Origin of the sequence: Janthinobacterium breve (genome assembly GCF_051380895.1) — a bacterium.
Classification (GTDB): domain Bacteria; phylum Pseudomonadota; class Gammaproteobacteria; order Burkholderiales; family Burkholderiaceae_D; genus Janthinobacterium.
Genome location: NZ_JBNYXY010000009.1, coordinates 47,032 through 69,845, shown reverse-complemented (window position 1 = coordinate 69,845; position 22,814 = coordinate 47,032). Strand labels below are relative to the sequence as shown.

The 22,814-nt window shown below is 54.3% G+C and carries 17 protein-coding genes; 6 read left to right on the top strand and 11 right to left on the bottom strand.

Annotated features, from left to right (window positions below; translation table 11 throughout):
- Positions 1-99: 99 nt before the first annotated feature.
- Complete coding sequence (locus tag ACQ4W0_RS18660; RefSeq protein ID WP_436578098.1) at positions 100-1,023, top strand: LysR family transcriptional regulator; 924 nt, start codon at positions 100-102, stop codon at positions 1,021-1,023.
- Between the two features lie 3 nt (positions 1,024-1,026).
- On the opposite strand, the gene ACQ4W0_RS18655 is transcribed toward ACQ4W0_RS18660, so the two are convergent.
- The 4 genes from ACQ4W0_RS18655 to ACQ4W0_RS18640 form a co-directional block, all read right to left on the bottom strand.
- On the bottom strand, positions 1,027-1,548 hold the full coding sequence (locus tag ACQ4W0_RS18655) for a GNAT family N-acetyltransferase (RefSeq protein ID WP_436578097.1): 522 nt from the start codon (positions 1,546-1,548) through the stop codon (positions 1,027-1,029).
- Positions 1,549-1,593: 45 nt separating this feature from the next.
- Positions 1,594-2,031 carry a ComEC/Rec2 family competence protein gene (locus tag ACQ4W0_RS18650; RefSeq protein ID WP_436578096.1) on the bottom strand — a complete coding sequence of 146 codons (438 nt, stop codon included), beginning with the start codon at positions 2,029-2,031 and terminating at the stop codon, positions 1,594-1,596.
- A 339-nt stretch (positions 2,032-2,370) separates the two neighbouring features.
- Positions 2,371-6,492 carry a PIN domain-containing protein gene (locus tag ACQ4W0_RS18645; protein WP_436578095.1) on the bottom strand — a complete coding sequence of 1,374 codons (4,122 nt, stop codon included), beginning with the start codon at positions 6,490-6,492 and terminating at the stop codon, positions 2,371-2,373.
- A 474-nt stretch (positions 6,493-6,966) separates the two neighbouring features.
- Positions 6,967-7,605: a hypothetical protein gene (locus ACQ4W0_RS18640; RefSeq protein ID WP_436578094.1), complete on the bottom strand. Its 639-nt coding sequence runs from the start codon at positions 7,603-7,605 to the stop codon at positions 6,967-6,969.
- A gap of 284 nt (positions 7,606-7,889) precedes the next feature.
- On the opposite strand from ACQ4W0_RS18640, the gene imuA reads away from it, so the two are divergent.
- From imuA to ACQ4W0_RS18625, 3 genes are read left to right on the top strand one after another with little or no spacing between them, the layout of a single operon-like run.
- Positions 7,890-8,750, top strand: coding sequence for a translesion DNA synthesis-associated protein ImuA (imuA, locus tag ACQ4W0_RS18635; RefSeq protein WP_436578093.1), 861 nt, complete (start codon positions 7,890-7,892; stop codon positions 8,748-8,750).
- Complete coding sequence (locus ACQ4W0_RS18630; protein ID WP_436578092.1) at positions 8,683-10,152, top strand: Y-family DNA polymerase; 1,470 nt, start codon at positions 8,683-8,685, stop codon at positions 10,150-10,152. The genes imuA and ACQ4W0_RS18630 overlap by 68 nt, the downstream gene beginning before the upstream one ends.
- Positions 10,153-10,155: 3 nt before the next feature.
- A complete protein-coding gene (locus tag ACQ4W0_RS18625; RefSeq protein ID WP_436578091.1) occupies positions 10,156-13,320 on the top strand; it encodes an error-prone DNA polymerase in 3,165 nt (1,054 codons plus the stop codon).
- A gap of 506 nt (positions 13,321-13,826) precedes the next feature.
- Here the strand turns inward: ACQ4W0_RS18625 and ACQ4W0_RS18620 are convergent.
- The gene (locus ACQ4W0_RS18620; protein WP_436578090.1) at positions 13,827-14,198 is read right to left on the bottom strand and encodes a hypothetical protein; all 372 of its coding nucleotides are present in this window, start codon (positions 14,196-14,198) and stop codon (positions 13,827-13,829) included.
- 172 nt (positions 14,199-14,370) lie between these two features.
- Positions 14,371-15,201 carry a hypothetical protein gene (locus ACQ4W0_RS18615; RefSeq protein WP_436578089.1) on the bottom strand — a complete coding sequence of 277 codons (831 nt, stop codon included), beginning with the start codon at positions 15,199-15,201 and terminating at the stop codon, positions 14,371-14,373.
- 20 nt (positions 15,202-15,221) lie between these two features.
- On the opposite strand from ACQ4W0_RS18615, the gene ACQ4W0_RS18610 reads away from it, so the two are divergent.
- On the top strand, positions 15,222-15,818 hold the full coding sequence (locus ACQ4W0_RS18610; RefSeq protein WP_436578088.1) for a hypothetical protein: 597 nt from the start codon (positions 15,222-15,224) through the stop codon (positions 15,816-15,818).
- Between the two features lie 193 nt (positions 15,819-16,011).
- Entirely contained in the window at positions 16,012-16,416 is a 405-nt protein-coding gene (locus ACQ4W0_RS18605) for a hypothetical protein (protein WP_436578087.1), read from the top strand.
- 52 nt (positions 16,417-16,468) lie between these two features.
- On the opposite strand, the gene ACQ4W0_RS18600 is transcribed toward ACQ4W0_RS18605, so the two are convergent.
- The 5 genes from ACQ4W0_RS18600 to ACQ4W0_RS18580 form a co-directional block, all read right to left on the bottom strand.
- Positions 16,469-16,888 carry a Mov34/MPN/PAD-1 family protein gene (locus ACQ4W0_RS18600; protein WP_436578390.1) on the bottom strand — a complete coding sequence of 140 codons (420 nt, stop codon included), beginning with the start codon at positions 16,886-16,888 and terminating at the stop codon, positions 16,469-16,471.
- Between the two features lie 50 nt (positions 16,889-16,938).
- On the bottom strand, positions 16,939-18,561 hold the full coding sequence (locus ACQ4W0_RS18595) for a ThiF family adenylyltransferase (protein WP_436578086.1): 1,623 nt from the start codon (positions 18,559-18,561) through the stop codon (positions 16,939-16,941).
- Positions 18,562-18,566: 5 nt separating this feature from the next.
- A complete protein-coding gene (locus ACQ4W0_RS18590) occupies positions 18,567-19,700 on the bottom strand; it encodes a CBASS cGAMP synthase (RefSeq protein ID WP_436578085.1) in 1,134 nt (377 codons plus the stop codon).
- Positions 19,693-20,727 (bottom strand): CBASS cGAMP-activated phospholipase, encoded by a 1,035-nt coding sequence (locus ACQ4W0_RS18585; RefSeq protein ID WP_436578084.1) that lies wholly within the window; start codon positions 20,725-20,727, stop codon positions 19,693-19,695. Before ACQ4W0_RS18585 ends, ACQ4W0_RS18590 begins: the two co-directional genes overlap by 8 nt.
- 894 nt (positions 20,728-21,621) lie before the next feature.
- Entirely contained in the window at positions 21,622-22,116 is a 495-nt protein-coding gene (locus ACQ4W0_RS18580; protein ID WP_100875920.1) for a hypothetical protein, read from the bottom strand.
- Positions 22,117-22,814: the final 698 nt, after the last annotated feature.

The window sequence follows — 22,814 nt, the reverse complement described above, 5'->3', positions numbered from 1 at the left end:
CCGGATGCAACTTCAAATTGCGGAAAACGCAATCAGGCGTAACGCTTGACGGAATGCGCCCCGTGCGGTCTACTGGCCTCTTTTGCCGGGAGTCACGCAATGTCGATGAAACTGATGTGGGAGATCCGCGCCTTCTGCACCGTGGTGGAAAAGCGCAGCTTCATCCACGCGGCGCGCATGCTGGGACGCTCGCCGTCGGCCGTCACGCGCGCCATCCAGTTCCTCGAAGACGCCATCGGCGCCGAGCTGATCCTGCGCACGCAAAAGCAGTTCACCCTGACGACGGCCGGCGAAACGTATTACGCGTCGGCCAAGCACTTGCTGGAAACGCAGGCCGAGGCGGAAGACCAATTGGCCGAGCTGAGCAACTCGCCGCAAGGCTGGGTGCGCCTGTCGGCGCCGGAAATTTTGTCGCTGGGCTTCTTGCCGAAAGTGGTGGCGCAGTTTTCGCGCGACTACCCGAATGTGTCCGTGGACATCCATTTCTCGGATAAATCGATCGACCCTATCCAGGAAAAGCTGGACTTTGCCATCCGCGGCGCGTTTCCCCAATCCAGCGAGCTGATCGGCTATCCCCTGTGGAATTACCGCCGCTACATGTACGCCTCGCCCGACTACATCGCCCGCATGGGCGCGCCCGACGAACCCGAAGAGCTGGCCGGCCACGACATCATCATGCACTCGGCCCCGCGCATCCTGCGCGACTGGCACTTCGTCTCGGCTACGCGCAACGTGCGCTACCAGGTGCAACCGCGTTTCCGCTTCACCTCCGGCATCGCCACCTTCCAGGCCGCCCTGGAAGGCGCGGGTATCGTGCGCCTGGCCAGCTGGCTGGCGGAACCGGCGGTAGCCGCCGGCAACTTGCGCCGGGTCTGCACGGCGTACCGGCTGACGTCGTCAAAGGAGCTCGATCCCAGCATCCATGCCGTCTACGGCACCTCGCGCATGGCCAAGGGGGCGCGGCTGTTTCTCGAATATGTGCGGCAGCGGGGGCTGGAAATACCGGATGAACGCGAAAGTTAGCGTCTATTTGACGACGATGGCATCGCTATACACGGCAAACCGCGCGCCATCGAAAGCAAAAGCCGCCACCTCGCGCATGCCCAGCCGCTCATGCGCGCGCAGCGAACCGATATTATCGCGCCGGATGAACAACACCGCCTCTGCGCTTCCATGCTGCGCGCGCATGGCGGAGTACAGCAGCGCCAGCAAGCCCTGCCCCCGTTCCGAGTCCGCAATGCAGACGGGGCCATACACGTAGGCGTTTTCACTTCCCGCATACGCAGCCAGCATGGCCAGCACCACGGGCGCCTGCACGGTGGCGGTCGCCGCGCTGAACAGCACGCCAACGACAGGCCCATTCGCCACGCGTCGCGCCACGATGACGGGCGACGCGCCATCCGCCATGGCGGCCACCTTGTCGCGCGAAAACTCGCCCGTCAGGCTGCCGCCCTGCGAGGGGGAATTGGCTTGCAGCAAGGCAGTGATGGCGTCGATGGCGTCGGCATGGGCCGTGCCGATACGGTAAGCGTGGCTGGACTGGCTCAATCTGGACTCCTCGGACGATGATGCTGCGAGCGTAGCATGAAAGCGTTAGCGCCCATGCCAGTAGCGCGGCCGGCTGGCCCGATATTGCGTCACCTCAACAGCGTCCCCAAACTCCAGCACCACCGCCCCCGTCACATCCGTGCGCAGCCGCGTGATCCCCATGTCGCCATAGCGCGCATACACTTGCGCCTTCGGATGTTTATAGCGGTTGCGGTGTCCCACCTGGAAAATCGCCAGAGTCGGATGGACGGCGTTCAAAAACGCCGGCGTGGACGAGGTGCCGCTGCCGTGATGGGGCGCCAGCAGCACGTCGGCCGCCAATTCGCCCTCCGCCGAGCGCGCCAGCAACTGCGCTTCCTGCGCCGCTTCGATGTCGCCGGCCAGCAAAATTGCATGCTGGCCTGCCGTGATTTTCACGCTGCAGCTGCGGGCGTTCGGTTTCAGCGATATATCGTCGTGGCTCGCTGGCAGCGGGTGCAACATGGCGAAATGTACGCCTTCCCAACAACCGCGAATGGACAGGGTATGGACACAGCAGTTTTCCCTTCAAGTACAGGCGATATGGGACGTTGTGGAGTGTCCATGCCCATAGGTCAAAAATACTTAGAAAATCTCGGGAAATGTCCATGGTTAGAAATTGGAACGTTGCCTGTGTTCTTCTAGCCTAGGCAGCTCATCCGGAATCGCAAACAGAAATAGTTAAAGTCCGCACGAAGTATTTAACGCAATTATCAAAGCGAGTAGGAAGTAAGGCATCACGCTCGTCCTTCAATAAATTGCATGCCAGTGAACCTAACTGTTGGAAAACCCCTGCTGGGGAACCTAGCGTCTGAACTTCTCTGCTGGCTCAACGCCCAAGAATACTTTTCCAATATGGCCTGGTTTTATCGATGACTCGTTTTTAGCTGCAGCCTGAGCTTGAGCAGGTTTGGCCATTGTCGCGGGCATCTGCACCTCCGTTGCCGCCTCGGCAAGTAGGCTCGACTTGTCTTCCAATAAGCACGGAATGCTACTGCAGAAGACTACGCGGATTGCAATAGGCCGATTGTCAGCAGGTGCTTTAATGCGATTCTTTGCACGTACGAACCGTTGGGCCAGATGCCGTTGCTGAAGCTTCATTTGGTTAGTCGGTAGGATGTTTGCGGGCCCATAAAGGTAAGTGCTCGCGTTTAGCGCATTAGTCAAGTCAACTATAAATTTGCTGATATTGCGTTCAAAATCAGGCGGACATTGCTTGTGCCGCATCGCCGCTTCGACCACGTGCTCGAACAACTCACCAAACGCCCCAAGATGGATTCGAAGTGAAGCGATTCGCGTCAAGAACTCTAACGCCACCTGTATCATCGAAGGGAAGTGAGTTTCATCCAGAGATAGATAGACCTTGAGACGACGCATGCCCTGCTGAAGGTACGCGCCCCCTTGCAGTACCATCCAGATAAGGTCTCCTGGGCCCAGAGATACAAAGCTTCGATTCAGGAGGAGCTGCCGAATCGTTGCAGAGGCCAGTTTCAAAGGGTCTACGAGGTCATTGCTTGAGCAATGCATTAGCAAAGCTTGTGGCCATACTCCAGCGACCTTTGCGACCACTTCCAAGAGGTTTCGGAACCTGCCGTCTAGCGTTAAGACAGTTGCGTTGGCGGCCTTGGCGAGCAGCAGCACTTCCATTTCCTCATTGAGAAGCACATCAGCCAAGCGAGACATTTCCGGTTCGTCTTCCAGCTCACCGTATGCAGGTTGCACCTCACAGTACATCTCCGCTGCTGCCAAGACAGCAGTGAAGAGCTGGATTCGCCGTGTATGGTAGCCAGCGTCGTGCTCGATAATGGCAAGCTCTCCGTTAACCTCAGTACTGGTCGCAATGCTCCTATCCTCCACCGCTTCGCGGAGAACTTCCTCCAACTTCGCCTTCGTTACTGTTGATATAAGCACCTTTGGCAGGTGGCGGAGTACTTCCTGAACCTCGATATTCACAAGCTCAGTTAGAGTCAATGCGTCAATGACGTACACAGCATCGGGGCGCCTAAGGAGTGCCAGCGCAGCAACGCGTTCCGCCTCGGCACCAATGCCGACGAAGAGCACTGGACCATCGGTCGGCCAACCTAAAACAACCTCAACGGTACTACGACCGTTACGCTCGGCAAACCCGGAAAGTGTCAGGTGCCCAGCCGCATAGGCATCGAGCAGTTGACGCGTGATGGCCGAGGAACGCATAACCTCAGACTTCATGTGTATCAAGTCGAGTTCACTGTCTCCGGTCCTTCCGAGGTGAACCATTTTTAAATGAGGCAACCCGCCCAACGCGTTGGCACGTTCCTGCACGACCTGAAGCATGTATAAATAGGCCGTTTGAATAGCGGCTACGGTATATAGCTTCGTCTCGCCAAAGGCGAGTGCCGGAAGTTCTACCTGTTGTCCCACAACTGCACCAAGCAACGCTGCTGCCCGGGGCTCCGCAGCGTCCGAGTAGCCCTCACGCTTCGGAAGTTGCCCGACATTCGCGGGGTCGATGACCAATCGCGCGGAATGCCCATACTCATCGACTAGAGAGATGCAGCTCCCAGTTACTACTGCCGGCACGTCCCTAGTCATAAAGGGAAGTTCGTTAGAGGCCCCAACAATGGAAAGGATATACGCCGACAACGCTTCCGGCTCATCCAAATTGCGACGGAGCATTCGATACAACCGACGCATTCCGCGCTCGGCCTCACCGTATCGAAGGTCTAGTCGGGCCAGCTGGGTGATACCCCGAATCGGTCCCTCGATGAATTCTGGGCAACGGCGAAGGTCGTTTTGGAACTCGGCCGGCGTTGACGAGTGCAAACTCACACTTAATTTCAAGAGCCAGCTTCCAGTCGTGTCTGGATACCGTCGCAGCTGCGCGTCCACCAACGGGCTCAGGAAAGCCCAATCCCCAGCTTGTTGGCTAAGTTCAATGGCAAGGTTCCTAGTATTATCGTTCTCAATCCAAACGGCAGGCAGCCTATCAATCAATTCTTTAGCTTTGCGTCGGTTATTGGACCACACATAGCACCCAAGCAACCTGTTGTGTAAGTCAGAGAGGCCTGTGGGAGTGACCAATTGCTCGAACAGCACTCCTGCTTCGGTAAACTGGCCGACGTTGTACAACAGTTCAGCGAGCATTAGTTTCTGGGTGTCAGTACTCTGGGGTGTCATCAAAGCCTTCGCTCGTCGTATGACCGCATCAGCTTCCAAGGTTTGTCCGGCTCGGTTTAGGACGCGCGCAGCGACGCATGCCGAAATGAGTCCACCTGCGACCTCGACCTTTGCCGCAAGCAATTCACTGATAGCAATTTCCTTCTGGTCGGCTCGCATCAATGCATCCCAGCGGATGGCCGTGAGCAGCTCAATGGTCTCGTCGTCGACTGGGTCACAGCAAAATGCTGCGTCGGAAGTCTGCTGAAGCAGTGTAAGATTGCCGTTGTTAGCAGCGAACTGCCCAACGAGGGCAAGGCTGGCGGAGTTCATTTCGGCCAGCCTTTCAGTTGCGAGACTCAGGAGCTCCCCCTCTCGGGCCAACTCAAACAGAGCAGTCACTTGGGTGCGGAGAATTTCGGCGGACCGGTACCCATGACCCTCTGCCTCCCGTGCAAGGGCGAGAGCCTCCGAAAACCGATGCAACATCAGCAGGGCGTAGCCCACGTAGGTAACAGTCTCCCCAACCGATTCGGACTGAACATTCCAAATGCGTTTGTACCAAGGGTTGAACATATCGACGGCGAACTCGAGTGCGTTCGTCTCACGCATTGGAAGTGCACCAGCCATTGCTCCGACAGGGTATCGAGACCCGCACTCGACGGCAATTTTAAGGGCATTCGCCCGGATGAAGAAACCCGCCGCATGGTGTTTGGCGGCCGATTGGCTGAGCTTGATTGCCTCGTCGAGATTCCCTGCTTTGAGTTCTGCCTGTGCAACGAACTGAAGGGCGTCGGGCTCTTTCTTTAGCGCTTCGGGCACATCCATCATCTGCACGCGCACACCTTGAAGTAGTCGGATATTGGCCAGCGCGAACCAAACCTGCAGAGAGTCCGGGAATCGCTCAAGGGCTGACTCACCGGCTGCAAGCGCCTCTTCAAGCTTCATTTGAAGCATGAGGCCCCGAACTTTGGCGGCGGCCATGCGCTCATCATCTGGATAGTGCTCGAAAGCCTTAAGAAACAAGACGGCAGCCTCTTGGTCATCCACACGCATGAACCAGCGGCAGAATCCCTTCTGGAGGTACCATCGAGCCTTCTGGTGGGCATCAAAAGGTTCTAGGTCCTTACCAAAGACTGCCAAATGTTCGAGCGCATCGCGGTACCGGCAAGCTTTTAGCAATTCATTAGTGCGGTCAAGTTGGTCTGAGATGAGTCGGTCGACGGAGTCAAGTCGCGCGAGCGGCAGACCGGCAATGCTTTGCATAATCGTGTTCGATTCCAGCACGATTTCATTAATTGCGTTGTACGACTTCTCTTGCCGATGAAAGGCTGCTCCCGGTGTATGTGGCGCATAGCTATCCTGAAGAATCGGGAACTGGTCGATGTGATTACAAATGTCCTCCCAAAACTCCACCTCGACTGGAAATAGCCCCTTTGCCTCCCGGTCATCCGAGAGTACTTGGACCTTCTTCAGTAGCGGTGCGTCGTTTGGTGCGGTGGTAGCAAATATGAGTTTCCTAATAGGTATTTTGTGCTTGTCGGCTTTGCCAACTTCCTCCTCAACATCTTCCCACTTGAGCGGCTTCATCGTGTACTTCTTACACTGGATACCCACGCGCCCAACGCCAGGTTCCTTAACAAACACATCAACACCGCCCTGAACTTGGCCACGGCGGCCATTCATCTTAGGCATTCTGTCGTTGAAGACTACCCCGTACACTTGTGCGCACATGCGCTCGAAGTCCGCCTCATTTTTTGGCGGTGAAATTTCGAATGGAATGGTATGCAAGCGGCAACCCTCTCTTCATTTAGTTCTGCGCCAAGGGCGCCCGCCGCATCCCGACTATTCGCTCAAAATTTGACTGCCTTGCGCCCGGAAAGGAGCACATGTTCAGCTTGTCATTTCTATCGCTGCCTGCGACATTTTAATTTAGATGTGAGTGAACGAGCGGGCCCACAAAGCAGCCACGGGTAGATTACTCACTAGCCATTCGAACCGGTTGAACCACCTACCGTTTTTGAAGACGCTATGTCGTCGTATGCAGAGTATGTTAAAAAAATCGCAAAATTGCAATCCTAATGGGTGCGGATGAGAGCGCGGTGAGTACAGATTCTGGGCGTTGATTGCAGTGAGCCCTGGTGGCGGGCAATTCGTCGGACGGGTGGTTGAGCAAGCAATTGGCTATTTCAGGAGAGATTGAAAAGATGGAGAAGGGACTCAAGGGGATATCGAAGGACGAATCCCCTAAGAGCGAGCAATAGATTAACAAGGAAGTTGTATTATAAAACCCGCAGTCTGGCACTTAAATAATCCTTGCATAGCTGGCAAGTGCTTCTTTTTAAGGTCATACCTCATGATTTTGCGATGCAACGAAAATAGCCCAGCACTTAGAAAGAACATATCTTTCGGAGGTATAACCTGAATAACTACCTGCGAGCCAAAACTGGTAAGGCAAGTCCTTAGCTCATCCCCCCACATCTGCAATCTTCCGTCGCGAACCAACAACGGAGATTCGATGCGTACTGTCTTGCAACGGAGTTCCAGACCAAGTTGCACGGCCTTAGCCGCGACCTCACAGAGCTCATTTCTGCTGGGAAATGCCTTCCACATGTGCAGAGCCAACACATCCTTCTTGATGCCTACAGCTATCCAAATATCGCCAGCTGGGACGGGGAAATAGCGAATTGTTGCCACGAACACAAAAAACCCGAGCGAAGTCAAGATAACTACACCGGTACCGAAAATGTCGGTGGAGTAATTATGAGTCCTCGACCACCATGACCAGGGGCCAGTAAATAGTAAAAGGCATAGCATCAACGTCAGAAAAAATCCACAATTGGCTACTGCTTTAAACACCTTCAAATGATGCGAGCTTGCCATCCATTTTTGATAATTAGTCAAACAATCCTCCTTACAGCAAACCGAGTTGAGCACGGCCGCGCAGTGTTCATATATTCCAAATACTCCTGAACAGAAATCATCCTATCTTCGACGGGATGTAATGCATCAAACATGACGGCCCAATAGTTGCCTTGAATCACTATATTGTACTGTTAATTCGAATTTCTATAGTTGTAGACCACGTAGTTTCGGCCACTCCAAACTCAACAAACCTGCCGATTCCAATGAACCAGTCCGTACTGGAAAATGGCGCTTCATCACCACAAGACAATTTCACCTAGACAATGTTGCTTTATAGGCAGTTAAATCAGGGCTGTCTTTTTTTACCTCATGAATTATACTGTACGCATATACAGTATTTTACAAGAAATCTTCCAACCCTAACCACGAGACCAAATTCAATGCTGTGTCCACCCCTCATCCAAAGCGAGTCAACTCGTGCGCTTCTGCAACTGCCCCTGCAGGATGTATGGCGTGCGAGCGAACTTGCGTTGTCCAGGTCGACGACCTGCACGACCGGTCACGCTGCTTTGGACGCGGAACTGCCAAATGGTGGATGGCCTAGGTCCGCTTTGGTGGAGGTACTGCTTCAACAGGCGGGCATCGGCGAGATGCAGTTGCTCAAACCCGCCCTCGCCAAGTTGGCAATCACGCAACGCGTCGCATTGATTCAGCCGCCATATCTACCGCACGCTATGACGTGCAAATCCTGGGGGCTTGTTGACCGCAATTTGCTTTGGCTTCGGCCGAGTATTTCGGCCGATGCGCTCTGGTCAGCGGAACAAATCTTAAAAAACGGCTCGTGTGGGGCCGTCGTGCTTTGGCAGTCGAATGTCCGCTCGGAATCCTTGAGGCGATTGAACCTGGCAGCCCAAAGCACGGATACCTGGTTGTGGCTGATACGGCCGCTTTCCAGCAGTGTCGACTCGTCGCCATCACCGCTTCGAATCGGGCTTCGGCCAGCTTTTGGCGGTGTATCGGTCGACATTATCAAACGCCGGGGGCCTCATTGTGACAACCCATTTTTTATACCGCTTGCGGACATGCCCGCTGGTCGTCAGCATCTGGATGTAGACCATGAAATTACTGTTAAGCGTGCACCTTCCACTACTGCCATTAGAAACGCTGCGGCCATCCTGGTCTGAACCAGGTCCGTATGCAGTAATGCATCAGGAGCAGGTCACGGCGATATCGCCCGGTGCCGCGCACAGCGGCGTGCGCTTGGGGATGCGCATTGGGGGCGTGTCGGCCATCGCACCTGCCACGGTGATACTTGAGCGCAGTCTTGAGAGGGAAGCCTTGGCGCTGGACGCCATCGCTATGGCTCTGTTGCAGTACACCCCAGAGGTAACGCTTCAAGACGACTTCTCTATCCTGATGGATGTGAGCGCCAGCCTGCGTTTGTTCAAAGGGCCGCATGCCATCTGCGGGGCCATAGCTCGCAGTATTGCTGCGCTGGGTTTCACCGCGCGCCTTGGGGCAGCGCCTACCGCGCAAGGAGCGTGGCTGCTTGCCAGGAGTTTTCGCCGCAAAGGTACCGTGTTCCGCCGGCGCGCGTTGACTATGAAATCGCTGGAACGCATGCTCGACAGACTGCCGTGCGGATTGCTGCCTGGCGCCGCGGCATACGACGAATGGCTGGCCGGCATTGGAGCCAAGAACCTCGGCGCATTGCAACGTCTGCCACGCACAGGCCTGCTTCGACGCACTAGCAAAGACCTGCTTGCGGACCTCGACCGAGCTTATGGCCAGGCGCCGGAGATGTTCGAGTGGATTAAGGTACCGTTGACGTTCTCAGAACGGGTTGAGACCTTTGACCGTATCGAACATGCTGATGCACTGCTGCATGGCGCGACACGACTTATCCTCCAACTCGTGGGTTGGCTGACGTCGCTCCAACAGGCGGTTCGTGTTTTCACTATCGTTTTGGAGCATGAGCGCGGGCGTGCGGCGATGACTCCGACTGAACTCGAAATCGCGCTTGCGGAACCAGCCTGGCACGAGGCCCACTTGGTGCGATTACTCAAGGAGCGCCTTGGCAAGGTTGAGCTCATCGCGCCCGTCATCGCATTGCGGCTCGACGCCAAGAAAATCGAACCGATGCTTCCGCCGAATGAGTCCTTGTTCCCAGAGCCCGGTGGGTCGCCCCAAGATTTCCACCGGCTGCTGGAGTTGCTTACCGCACGCCTCGGAGCTGAGAACGTACTGACGCCGGCCGCAATGCAGGACTACCGGCCCGAGGTCTGCAACGAATGGGTGCCACTTACGGAAAAATATCGCAAATTGGATGGCGATGAAGTCCTGGAAGGACGCCCGTTCTGGCTCCTGCCAAAACCGATTCCACTGTTGATGCGTGGCGAGCGGCCGTTCTACGGGAGCCCGTTGAAAATTATTCAAGGTCCGGAGCGTCTCGAGGCCGGATGGTGGAACGACAAAACGGCGGCGCGCGACTATTTCATTGCGCAGGGCACCGACGCGTCCTGCTACTGGGTCTATCTCGAACGAACGAAGGAGGCCCGCTGGTATCTGCACGGTCTATACGCCTGAGCCATGAACACCACTTCCCTACCCTTGCCGGCCCCAGTACTACCCGACTATGCCGAGCTTCAGGTATTCAGCCACTACACTTTCTTGCGAGGCGCTTCGGCTCCTGAACAACTGGTCGCACGCGCCGCAAAACTTGGATACGCCTCCATCGCGATTACGGATGAATGCACTTTGGCCGGCGTCGTCAAGGCCCACATCGCCGCCAAGGAGTTCGGAATCCATCTGGTCATCGGCAGTCAAATGACGGTGACTCCCGAGGATGGAAGTTCTCCTTTCTCTCTCATCATCCTGGCGACGAATAGAAATGGATACGGGAACCTCAGCGAACTGATTACCGTCGCGCGGACTCGTACTGAAAAAGGTTCCTACCTAGTCCGGCCCCGCGATATCGCCTCGCCGGTTGGTGACCTGGTGCATTTGCGGAGCCTGCCAGATTGTCAGTTCATTCTCGTGCCGAAATACAACGCCAGCTATGATGAGGTGGAACGCCAAGCTGCGTGGCTGATTCAATGTGTACCTGGTCGCGCCCGCATCGCACTCACCTTGCACCACCGCGCCCAGGACGAAAAGCATAGGGCACTGGTGTCCGGTATATCCGAGGAATTCGGGATGCCCGTCGTCGCAACCGGTGATGTCTGCATGCACGTCCGTTCATACAAGCCCCTTCAAGACACGATGACTGCAATCCGCCATGGCATACCGGTCGCACAATGCGGGTACCGGCTGGCGCCAAACGCTGAGCAACATCTGCGTTCCCGAGTACGCCTGGGTAACCTCTACTCGCGGGAAGCGCTCGACGAATCGGTCCGGGTCGCGCAGCTTTGTGAGTTCTCACTCGATGAGCTGCGATATGAATATCCGCAAGAATTGGTTCCTGAGGGCGAAACGGCGACGTCGTACCTTCGCAGAGAGGCATACATTGGCGCGCACTGGCGTTTCCCGGCAGGTATCCCAGAGAACGTCCAGGCGCTACTGGAACGCGAGCTTGGCATCATCGCCGAACTCCAGTACGAATCGTATTTTCTAACGGTCTTCGATATCGTGCGGTTCGCCAGGTCGCAGCACATTCTCTGTCAGGGCCGTGGCTCGGCCGCAAATTCGGCTGTATGCTACTGTCTGGGCGTCACGGAAGTCGACCCATCGCGCGGCACGTTATTGTTTGAACGGTTCATCTCAAAGGAGAGAAACGAGCCGCCTGACATCGATATCGATTTCGAGCACCAGCGGCGCGAAGAGGTCATTCAGTACATTTACAAGAAGTACGGTCGGATGCGTGCCGCCCTTACCGCCGTGGTCATTTCGTATCGACCGCGCAGCGTGCTACGCGATGTCGGAAAAGCGCTTGGTGTTGACCTCTCTGTCGTCGATAAGGTCGCGAAGGCCTCCCACGGTTGGGGTGGGAAATCGGACCTTCAAGAGCGTCTGGTCTCATGCGGCTTCGACCCAAACTCACCCATCGCTGAGAAGTGGGCAGAGCTGGCCGACAGGTTGATGCGTTTCCCGCGCCACCTTTCACAGCATCCGGGCGGGTTCGTCATCTCCCACACCAAGTTATCCAGGCTGGTGCCTATCGAAAACGCTTCTATGGCGGAACGTAGCATTATCCAGTGGGACAAGGACGACATCGATGCCGTCGGTCTCCTCAAGGTCGACGTGCTCGCACTCGGGATGCTGTCGTGTATCCGGCGTGCACTTGACCTTGTATCTGAGCAACGTGGAGCGCGGTTCGAGCTCGGCGACGTTCCTGCTGAGGACCCGGCGACATACGAGATGATTTGCCAGGCCGACACGGTGGGCGTATTCCAAATCGAGTCGCGCGCGCAGATGTCGATGCTGCCGCGGCTCCAGCCCCGGACGTTTTACGACCTCGTCATCGAGGTTGCCATCATTCGTCCTGGTCCAATTCAAGGCGGGATGATTCATCCATTTCTACGCCGCCGCCAGGGTATCGACCCGGTGTCGTATCCAAGTCCTGAAATCGAATCGGTCCTTGAGCGCACCTTGGGTATTCCGATTTTCCAGGAACAGGTCATGCAAATCGCCATGGTTGCAGCAGGATTTTCACCTGGTGAAGCTGACGCCTTGCGCAGAGCTATGGCGGCATGGAAGCGTAAAGGCGGTCTCGAGCAATTTGAAGACAAACTCATGCACGGCATGGCGGAACGTGGGTATAGCACCGAGTTCGCGACATCAATCATCGGCCAAATCAGAGGGTTCGCCGAGTATGGCTTCCCCGAGTCTCATGCCGCCTCTTTTGCCCTCCTGGCGTATGCTTCGAGCTGGCTGAAGTGCCATGAGCCAGCCGCGTTCCTGACCGCGCTGCTGAACAGTCAGCCAATGGGGTTCTACTCGCGTTCCTCCCTCGTACAGGATGCTTGCCGCCACGGCGTCGTGGTGCGCCCTGTTGATGTGTCCGTTAGCAACTGGGATGCACAGCTTGAATCCCTTGCAAAAGGTTCGCAGCCGGCCGTTCGCCTGGGCCTCAACAACATCAAAGGCCTCGAGCAGGAGGCGGCCTGGCGCATTGAGGAGGCACGGGCCATCCGGCAGTTCGAAACCACGGCCGACCTAGCATCACGGGCGAATCTGAATGCAGGCCACCTTAACGCACTGGCGAGCGCCAATGCCCTGGAATCGCTGTCAGGCAATCGCCGCCAGGCACTGTGGGAGGCAGTTGCCAGCGTGCCTGACAAAGGGCTTTTACGGTCCGCTACGGTGATTGAAGTGCCTGTTGAAATGGAAGCACCGAGTGAAGCTGAAAATATCGTCGCCGACTACAGGCACCTGGGACTGACACTGGGACGCCACCCGCTTGCACTCCTGCGCCCGCGACTCGCTGCAATGAAGTTCCTACCTGCGGAAATCTTGAACCAGTTTGACAATGGCAGGCTCGCCCGAGGTTGCGGCATCGTCACGGTTCGCCAGCGGCCGGAGACTGCCAAGGGCGTGGTATTCGTGACCATTGAAGATGAGTCCGGCACCGTGAACGTCATTTGCTGGCCCAACCTTGTCGAGCAGCAGCGCACGGAGCTGATGGGGGCCAAGCTACTTGGCGTCTACGGTGTGTGGCAGTGTGAGCGCAACGTACGGCACCTGGTTGCAAAGAGGCTTGTGGACCTGAGCCACATGCTCGGGGAGCTGGACACCAAATCTCGGAATTTTCATTGAAAGCGGTGGAATGGCGAAGTGCAGGTACATAACTAGCCTTTGAGGAGCGGCAGCTACTGCCCCCAAGCGGATGCATGGCGATACAAGGGCACCTACTTGGTACGCCTAATTTATAGGGTATAGCCCGTAGCCGGTGCATTTAAAACGTAAGGACTTCAACTGGCCAGCCATGAAAACTATACAAGAAGTCGCCGCTTCCCTCGCGGTCTGTTAATTTGGCACGAATGCGAAACCTAGTGCCAACGGCGTAATCGCGAGTGAGTGATTTTGAGCACTCAACATGAAGTCCATCCATACCTTGACCAGATAGTGGCCGAATATGCACGGCACCATGTAATCCTGACGCTTTCTCTGGAATGAAGCTTTCTACGACAACCAGCTGGTAAGGTTGATTTATTTTCGCCATACTTTTCCCGTAACGTTCGTTAGAAATGCAAACTACCCAAACGGCAGGTCTGCTCAGCTAGGCGCAACTTTAGACTAGCAACCTAAAGCCTCAACATCAATCATCCGAACGAAGGCGACCCGTAGCGCCGAATCTCTTCCGAGATGAAGGCGTAATGCTCACGCCAGTATTTTCCAGCGGATGCCAAGTAGAAAAATATAACAAGGCCCACACTTAGCCAGAGGAGCGATGAACCCAATAGTACGCTGTCGCCTTTAATCAAGCCGAGAATAAAGCATGTTGGGACGGCAAATAATGAGAGTCCAAAGATTGCCCCCACATTGTCGGTATTTGCAGGCATGGGACGTCGCGCCAAATGCCCGGCTCTTGCTTTTTCGAAGTCAGCATCGTTCAAAAGTTCTAATCGAGAAAATTCTCCATCTATTGAATCGTGGGCGATTAAGGCAGGAAATTTTCTTAACAATCTCATCATTTAGCACCTTTTCGACCTCGAAATTATACAAAGGCTGCCACCAATTTCAGCACCGAATGCTTTGGCCGCAAGCGTCCGTTATTTGTAAGTGTGGCTCGGCGCGGCTACCACCGCCTCTTACGGGACGTTTTAGGGCTCAGACCCCGGCGGGATTCCGTCAATCAGCTCGGTGTCACCTTTCCCTGAAGCTCAGTCCCGGCTCCGGTCTCACTTCGCCGAACGACTCGAAGTAGATGCGACCATCGCTACCGCTCGGAACAAAGTCCATTGTCGATAACCACCCACGCAAGCGATGCATCGCGGAAATGAATGCCGGCATCATGTCGACGTACACGCTTTTGGCTTCAAAGCCTTTCTCGCTGCCGACATGCCTCATCTGCGCAAAGCGCAGGTCTTGGTCCCAAAGCAAGCTCAGCGCGTCGGCGTTCTTGACCATCGGCGAGGTAAGTCGCTCTCGGAAGTCATCGAGCGGCACGTAGTAGCGCAGCATCATACGATTGGCTTCGGGAGTTGTTGATGCGAACAAATAACTGTTTGATGGCAGCTTTTCTGCGGCCTCTTGGGCCAAAACGAAGGCTTCCCAGCTCACGAAGAGCGGGTGGTCGCGATGATGGATTGCGTTTCGCATGACAATAAGCAGTGATGTGTCCGCGTGCCTGAAGAAGTCAAAGCCAGGTACGTGCTTGGTGACGTCGTAGAGCGTGTGAAATTTCTCGAGTTTGGCCTCGAGCGCGCGGTCCTGCCTCGTAACTGCATCTGGACGGTCAACTTTGTAGAGCGCAGCGAAGTCCATGTGGCTCTCAACGTAGAGGCGCAGGGTATTCGACAGGTTCTCCCAAGCGTGTTGGATGGCCGTGGTCATTGACGACCCCCTCTGCGGCGGACGTAGTTCTTCATGTACTGCTCCCTTTTTTGGCAGGCTTGCGTAATCAACGCCTTGGCCGGTATTGTTACGATTCGTCACTAAATCAAACAATAGCAGATTGGATTCGGATGCCGCCATATAACTACCCCGAAGTATCCTTGGCGATTCAAGACAAACTTGAGGGGCTGGGACTCCAACCACATCACCTGATGATGATTGGTTCGTTCATCGTCGCCTACGGCATGTTCGAGACCACGCTCGAGCGGGCGCTGTGGACGCTGAGCGAGACCAGTATCGAAGGCACGAGACCGTTCACTGAAAAGATGAACAATGAAGCTCAGTTCCAGATGCTCGGCGCAGGAAACCCGAAGCTGAGCGACAAGTGCAATGCTGTTCTGAAAGTGGCGGCAAGCGCGGCAGAAGATTTGAACGAGTACCGGAACAGCCTTGTTCACGGTTATATCGTGTCCCTTGGCCCTGGCCACGTACCATCGTTCATGAAGAATCCCCATTGGTACGGTGCGTCAGGGAGAAAGAAGACTGTGGGCGACGCTTACATCGACGAGCCCTTTCAAGATTTGGTGCTGATTGCTGCGTGGTCGCTTTGGCGATTGGTGCAAGGAGTCGAAAAGGTGTTCGAGGACCCATCCGCACAGGCCGCAATTGAAGAATTGAAAGCGGACATTGACCGTGCAAAAAGCTACGCCAGTGAAGTGTGTCACCAGCGTAGCTTGGCCAACCACGAGAAGAACTAACCACTAAACGTGTGCCCCAGGAAGACTCTAAACTACCGGACATCGGCTCAACGATTTGAACATTGTGTTGCGTTGACCGATTGAATCCGCAATCCAGCATGAGCATTCGAGGATATTCATCGCCGGCCTTCTAGGCCGACAACTCGACGCTGGAGTATGATGGCGCGAGGCTAATATCGACGCAAAAGGCACCATGAATATTGAACTCGGCGATGAGCCGCAAGACGAATCGGAAGCGGCGCTCTTTGCCGCGCTACCATTAGATTTCCCACGTCCAAGCAACTTAGGGGCCGTTTCAGGCGCCCAGCCTAAATTTTCCATGAATCGGTACCAAGGCCGTTTCTACAGCCCTGGCTGCTCGCCGCCGGAGCTACTCGAGCGCTGGAACAACTGCGAAGACCTTGCGCAACAACTCGCCGTAACGTCCCTTGACTCCAAGGCCGGGAAACGCTCGCACATGTCAGAGACTGAGATTCTCGACCAATATTTGCCGCGGCTGGTTGCAACGGGCTGGGTATCCGAGCCAGAGGCCAAGTGGGTAATGCGCCGAACCGCCGAACTGGTCGGATGGCCGGCGCCGCCATCCGCGTCCCCCTGACTTGCTTCATGACAGGGGCACATGTCGATGATATAGATGTTCTTGGTACAACTCACGAGGATTGACACTCTATAAAAACGTTCGTTTTTCCCTCTCTATCGACAAGCGAAACGTACAGGCCAACGCGGCCGACGATAACGGACAAGGTCGCACGCCCATCTTGACGAGCTAAGGCTCGATGCCTCCAGCCATTCATGTCCACACTTGAAGGGATTGGCCTATCTTCCGGATGAGTATGCCATTCACCAAGATACCGAATTTCCCCGTCGCTCTGTTTCCACATGAGGTCGGCTTTAGTTTGATGAACTGGGTCGTTACGCTCATATCGCATCCGATGCCGAACATCCCCAGCCTGAGGCTGAGTGGCCTGTATCACCTCTAGGTGCTCACCACGGACATGACCGAGCAATATACCGCCAGCCTCTGTCGCAGCCCGAGAGTTTTGGCGATACATATCAAAGGTTTCGAGCACTGATGCTTGAAACAATACATATACGCTTTGGTGCGGCAGCTGCCACAAATCTACGAATCGCACGCTGGGCAACCTTCGATATTTGGCGGAGAGGAATCGGGTTGGCAAGTGTAGCCCGGTACCACCACTCTTGTCCGCAAGGTGCTTTTTTGGTTTCCTGCTACCCAGTCTAACGCCATATCTAAAGCTAGGCACGCCGCTTGAATTGACACCGTGGCAGGGAAAGGTACATATTCTTGTTCACAGCCCTGTCCGGCATAGATTTTGGGCATGGGCTCTACGGTAGCTTGATACTGTCCTTCCCGCGCGTAATTAGCCAAGCAGTAGCCGCATGCCTGGCCCCGTCCCGTTTTTAGATGTCCACGGACGGCTATTCCAGGACCTTCAATCCAAGTGGACAGGCGTGCCTGTGCTGCATGATATTTAGGCTCTAGCACATACCCTAGCGACTCCTCCCCAGTCGCGTCGATGATAAGGTCCATCTTAGTCAGGTTGACTTCCTTTGCATCGCGATGGATAGGTTTAACATTCGCACCTGGAGCATCGCGAAGAAACTTCCGTGCCATTCCTCTCGCCTTATTTTTCCCGACGTCCGAAAATCCTAGGATGTGACGCCCTAAGTTCCCAGTACTAAGAATATCGTTATCAATCAGTACTAGCTCGCCCCCGCCGCTACCAGCCCCAGCTCGCACTAGCAGGTCAGCGAGATACCCGCCAATTGTTCCGCAACCCACCAGAGCAATTCGTTTTTCGGCCAGCGTCTTCATTGATGGCACATTCCTTTCCACAATAAATTTGTCATCAATCCTGTTTCCGGAATACGGCACGGCTACACTTTCGCGCAACTCATCTAACGAAACCTTCTTTTTCTTCAGTTTCGAGGATTTAGCGAAGAGAATCGCCAAGCTATAGACAAACCGAGGCGACTTTATTACTACCACTACACCTAATGAGCCGGAGCGAACAACGTTCCTTATCGCGGCTTCAATTCGATAATATGTTGGTCCGTCAAGTTGTTGCTGCCAGCTTAGAAACTCGCCCAAATTAGAGATTGGCCAATGTATTAGGCTCGCTTGCGGTGGTACCGTTGACAAAAATGCTAAAACCGGGATTTTATTTTGTAAAATCTTTAGGCCAAGTGCAGCAGCTTTCATCTTCGTCCGCACTGGGTCATCAGAAAGAAATACCTGACTGTCTTCGGATTTCTCGTCCCCTAAAAGCAATTGCAGCGATTTGGATTCAAAGTCGTCCACGTCAAAGAAGCAATTGCTGCCGCCGTCCCCCCAGTAAGCGAAGAACTCATCAGCCAAATCGTCCACTACCGAACCATCAAGAATCTGTCCTAAGACGTACTCGGCCCGCTTAACAAACGCGATGGTCTGCCCAACAGGGTCAAAAATATTGACAACTATAGAGGACCGTGAAAGGTAGCAGAGCCAACCCGTTGCGTTTAGATGAGGAGCTACTGCTCCCAAGATGCCCGGGATTGCTTTCAATCGAATGAGAGGAATCGATGCAAAATCCTTCGCAATATACATTTCGCAATCGTAGGCGAATCCCTCGTGTCGAAGTACTCCTTGGAATACTAAAAAGCCGCCTAAGGTGCACTCGTACACGAACTCATAATGCGAGAGGGCCTCGACCACCTCGGATATCTTGTTTGTGGCTGCCATTCGTATCACGCAGACTTATTGCGCCCGACGATTTCGGATGGCCCTGGGATAGCTGCCGTTGCAAGTACAGCTTCACGGGGCGTTGGTGTTGGCACCCAGTAAGGTTCAAAAGGGAACCTCTGGCCCAGCTGCTCCTGAAGCCAGCGACAGGCTAGTGACGCATCTGAACAGCTGATTGCCGCTTCTAGAACGCCTGCGAACTTCTCGAACGCTTCAGCGGCTTCTTCAACGCCTTCCGGACCCAGCCGAGCCGTTAGCGACTCTGCTTTTTCGGTAGGATTATCCACGCCATCCCGTAAGGCCTTGGGTAGAGCTTTGCACACTTCAAGCAACGCCAAATCATCTCGGCCGTGCTTTGCCTCGAACAGCGGCGACGTTGCCGCCATCAGCAAGATGGAAGTGGGTCCGCCCTGGCTCCATCGCCAATCACGATATGCTTTTATATAGCGGATAACGCGGCGAAGCTGTTCACCTTTTGCATCCACCTCATTCAAAAACCAGTCTTTTAGAGGTCGAGGGTCCGACTCAATCCAATCCTTGTCACGATGAGCAAGAAGCACTTGGTCATTTGGCAGGGCCGTCCATGCATCCCGTTCAGAACGTGTTACGGCGTCTTCTACACTATCCATCGCATATGAAGCACGCGCTTTCAGCAGCTCAAACTCCGTGTCTGGGATAGCGTACAGGGGGATATCCACGTGGGCGTCCAATGAGACTTCAACGCGAATACAAGTCGGCCTCTCAGACTGCTTCCATCCACGCATTTTTACCAACGGCTCCAGCGCCTCTTCCGCTGCGCTGAAGAATAGGGAGGCTGCTTTGCTCGGACGCTTCGTTTGAGTCACAAAGCCCATTGGCAAATATGCTCCGTCATCCAAATCGCACTGCTGCGGCGTTTGAGCGGGTGCATTAAGGGTCTTATAAGACCATGAGCCTTGAGTGAAAAATCGCGGAGTTGGAACGTCCAACTCATAGCCGCGTGCCCGCAACACTCTGGGTAGACCAAGCCTCAAGCACTCACGAATCTCTTTACGCGCATATTCAAGTATGACTTTTTGATAAGAATCTAAGGTCAGTGCATCCAGAAAGGCTGGGCGCTCTTCGTTGCTATTGTTAAACAAGACACTGAGGTTAAGCATTTGGTATCTCCGAATTTTTATTGGGACCGTGGTAAAAAGCTGGCTTTGGAGCGATGTGCTTACGGAAGACTTGGAAATTTGCCTCGCCAATGGTCCGTTGGAACGTATGGTTTGCCCGGTCCTTTAGTGTGTTAGTGGCCGCCACCGAGACCTTATCGAGTTTCTTAATGTCGGTACTTTGCTCAGGAGTAGGCTTTTCATCAAGGGATACATAATCAACGCCCAAAAGCTGTTTAAGCATGTAGTCGACCGACGACTCCTGAGCGGATATGACCAAACTAAACAAGCTTTCTCTCCACTGCCAAATTCCCCTATCGAGCGTTGAGCTATATGGCATAGTGGCTCCGCTTGTCATGGTGCCAATCGACAGAACACGGACACGAATCTTCCTAGCAGGTGCAATAAACTGATGTACCTCATGCAATCCGAAAAGTCCCGGAGCGTTTCCAACCAACCCGCCGTCCACGTATACGCCCCGATTGTTTTGAGCAATCGGGAAATAGGTCGGCGCCGCCGACGTGGCCAACCCGATGTCTGTCAAGCTCATGCGATGGTCTAACTCAAAGGATGGGTGGTGGGGGGTTTTAAAAAATTGCCCCATACCAGTTGAATAGTTCACGGTGGGGATAAGTACACGATGACGTAAATCACCTATTGTTTTGCTTCCGAAAGTTTGACCAAGTAAGTCTCGCAACCCATGGCTTGAATGTTTCGCCATGCACAGGAACCCTGCCCATCGCCGTAGCAGATTGCGATTTCCGAAAATCTTCTTACCGTGCACCTCGAATAGAGCCTGCAACTGTTCTGCGGGTACTTCTGCAGCCAAGCCAAGCGCAAGCAACCCACCCGCCGACGTGCCACATATCAAGTCGAAGTGATTCGCCAATGGCCTTCCCAGGAGTGACTCGAGCTGATTGAGTATGGTCGCGGTGTACAAGCCTCGATACCCGCCTCCTGAGAGGGCAAGAACATGGTACTCCGGGACATCGTAGTCCGGAGCGCTTTCATATTTTTCTAAAAATGACATATAACGCCCCTTGACAAAACCTTATCCACAATTTGATTAAAATAAAACAACTACTGTATCTAGTTAAAATAGAGAATAAAAATCAATATATTGTGAAAAATGGCAAAAATATAAGTACATATGGAAAGAAAACGTGCCAGTTGCCATGAATTGATATAAAACAGCTTACACTAAAAAAATGCTAATATTCAAGTTATCCACAATTTTGGGGCCAGAAATGGCACTTTTTTATATGGCTATGCCTGACTTTGGCTCTGCTGGAGCCCTTGATACCGAAAATCTGATAATTCTGCTTCGTGACAGAGTGCGTTTTGAACGTCGGCGCCAAAACCTCTCACAGGCGGCGTTCGCCGAAGTGTGTGGCATACCATTGCGAACGTTTAAGCGCTACGAGTCCACAGGAACCGGCTCCATTGAACTCTTGGTGAAGATAGCGCAAGGGTTTGGTCGTGCACGTGGTTTCGATTCCATCTTTCCTCCGCAACCGCTAAACCCTCAACCTCGTGGGGTCAATGCGGTACTAGCGCGCTTGGGGCAAAGCATCGAGAAACGCAAGACCGAAAAGTAAAGGTTAATCACGCGAGTGCGAAAATGAGAGTCGAGTCGTAGCCGATGAACGCAACGCACGTTAAAAATAATTCATGCCGTTCGCCAGCAGCTCTTTTGGCTAGGAGCACATACGTAGCAAGTCTGGAGCCTTCGCCAAGCGCACCACGCTAAGCGACATCATGCCAATTCGAATGATGGATTGGCAAAATGGTTCAACACGACTTAAATGAGCGAGGGTAACGTGGGATTTTCACACTTTTGGGCGATGCAGGAATTACCGCATCGGTCAGATGCATCCCGAAGTGGATGGATTGTTGGCGCTCACTGGGAATTCAGGACACTCCCTCAGACGGAGGGCGTAACAGGGCCATCAGCTCCCTGGGAATCAATATCGCAATAGAACGATGTTGCATCTAGGACTCTTAAAACCTCTGCTGATAGCAGTTCTTGCAAACCCAGTTCGCAGAAATTTTGATACGCGCCCCTGATGTAATTGGAGGCCTCATCGCGAGGCACCAACGCTACTTCTGCGTCCTCAGGCGAGCCAAAATGCTTGATGGAGTTCTTCGCACCGTACATGAGCTCAGAAACTCTTTTCTGCACATTGGTGAGCCCAAGTCCATCGACCGCACGCGTAACGTATTTCACTCTTTCGTCAAAGTGGTTTACTCGCCCCGCGTGTCTACATGCCTTGCCCGTTAGCTCTTCGGCAGCGGCTGCAAGATGCATCGCGGCGAAGTATGCGCTTCCATCACACCACAAATCGGCAGCGGTGTTTAAGAACTCAACAGCGATAACTATTTTTGAATGGGTCTTCTGAGATTCACCAGAATCATCCATGCTCTATCCTGCAGATATTAATTATATGCAGTCACATTACCATGCCGACCTTTCGCGCACCAATCCGCGCACTTACCCGGGCAGGAATTGTTCGGTGGGTCGTACCGAAAGGGTATACCGATTCGTTACCCCTTCGGATTTGCGGCTTACTTTGGGTATGGCGTAGATTTGCGACCTTCTTTAAGAGGGTTGCAAATCTGCGGGGGACTTTAAGTCCCTTGCAAACCAGCGGGTGCTTGCTCCGATTTGAAATCGCGGCAAGCCTGCAGCTGCAGCGCATCAACGGAAGCAAAACCGGCACATCTCCGATATTAGCCGGCCAGCAGCTCGGCGCCAGGGTAAAGCCTACTCGGCGTAGGTTTTGGCGCAGCAGCTGGCGCCGGCCGCGCGGCTGCGGCTGCGGCTGCGGCTTTAATCTGCTCACGTGAAGAGTTTGTTCCGGGCTTGCTGCGCAGGTTATTGCCGGTCCCAGAAAGAGGGAGCGGAAAAAAAAGGGGGGGGCAGGAATAGCGCCCGCTTGCCGCTACGCCTTGGTCGCATTTGAAACGCGAGCAAGTTCGGACGACGCCGTACCAGGCCAAGGGGGGAGCGAAACCCAATACCCTTGCGACCTTCTTTGAGAGGGTTGCAAAACAACGGCGCCAGCGTGCGGTACATACGGGATATTCCCGGATGTAACGTCCATGACGAGGGCGCCG

Excerpts from the sequence above, each read along its gene's own strand:
- ACQ4W0_RS18585 (WP_436578084.1), bottom strand. The coding sequence starts at position 20,727 with ATGTCATTTTTAGAAAAATATGAAAGCGCTCCGGACTACGATGTCCCG.
- ACQ4W0_RS18615 (WP_436578089.1), bottom strand. The coding sequence starts at position 15,201 with ATGGCGGCATCCGAATCCAATCTGCTATTGTTTGATTTAGTGACGAAT.
- ACQ4W0_RS18595 (WP_436578086.1), bottom strand. The coding sequence starts at position 18,561 with ATGGCAGCCACAAACAAGATATCCGAGGTGGTCGAGGCCCTCTCGCAT.
- ACQ4W0_RS18620 (WP_436578090.1), bottom strand. The coding sequence starts at position 14,198 with ATGATGAGATTGTTAAGAAAATTTCCTGCCTTAATCGCCCACGATTCA.
- ACQ4W0_RS18605 (WP_436578087.1), top strand. The coding sequence starts at position 16,012 with ATGAATATTGAACTCGGCGATGAGCCGCAAGACGAATCGGAAGCGGCG.
- imuA (WP_436578093.1), top strand. The coding sequence starts at position 7,890 with ATGTTGCTTTATAGGCAGTTAAATCAGGGCTGTCTTTTTTTACCTCAT.
- ACQ4W0_RS18580 (WP_100875920.1), bottom strand. The coding sequence starts at position 22,116 with ATGGATGATTCTGGTGAATCTCAGAAGACCCATTCAAAAATAGTTATC.
- ACQ4W0_RS18630 (WP_436578092.1), top strand. The coding sequence starts at position 8,683 with ATGAAATTACTGTTAAGCGTGCACCTTCCACTACTGCCATTAGAAACG.
- ACQ4W0_RS18650 (WP_436578096.1), bottom strand. The coding sequence starts at position 2,031 with ATGTTGCACCCGCTGCCAGCGAGCCACGACGATATATCGCTGAAACCG.
- ACQ4W0_RS18660 (WP_436578098.1), top strand. The coding sequence starts at position 100 with ATGTCGATGAAACTGATGTGGGAGATCCGCGCCTTCTGCACCGTGGTG.
- ACQ4W0_RS18590 (WP_436578085.1), bottom strand. The coding sequence starts at position 19,700 with ATGCTTAACCTCAGTGTCTTGTTTAACAATAGCAACGAAGAGCGCCCA.
- ACQ4W0_RS18625 (WP_436578091.1), top strand. The coding sequence starts at position 10,156 with ATGAACACCACTTCCCTACCCTTGCCGGCCCCAGTACTACCCGACTAT.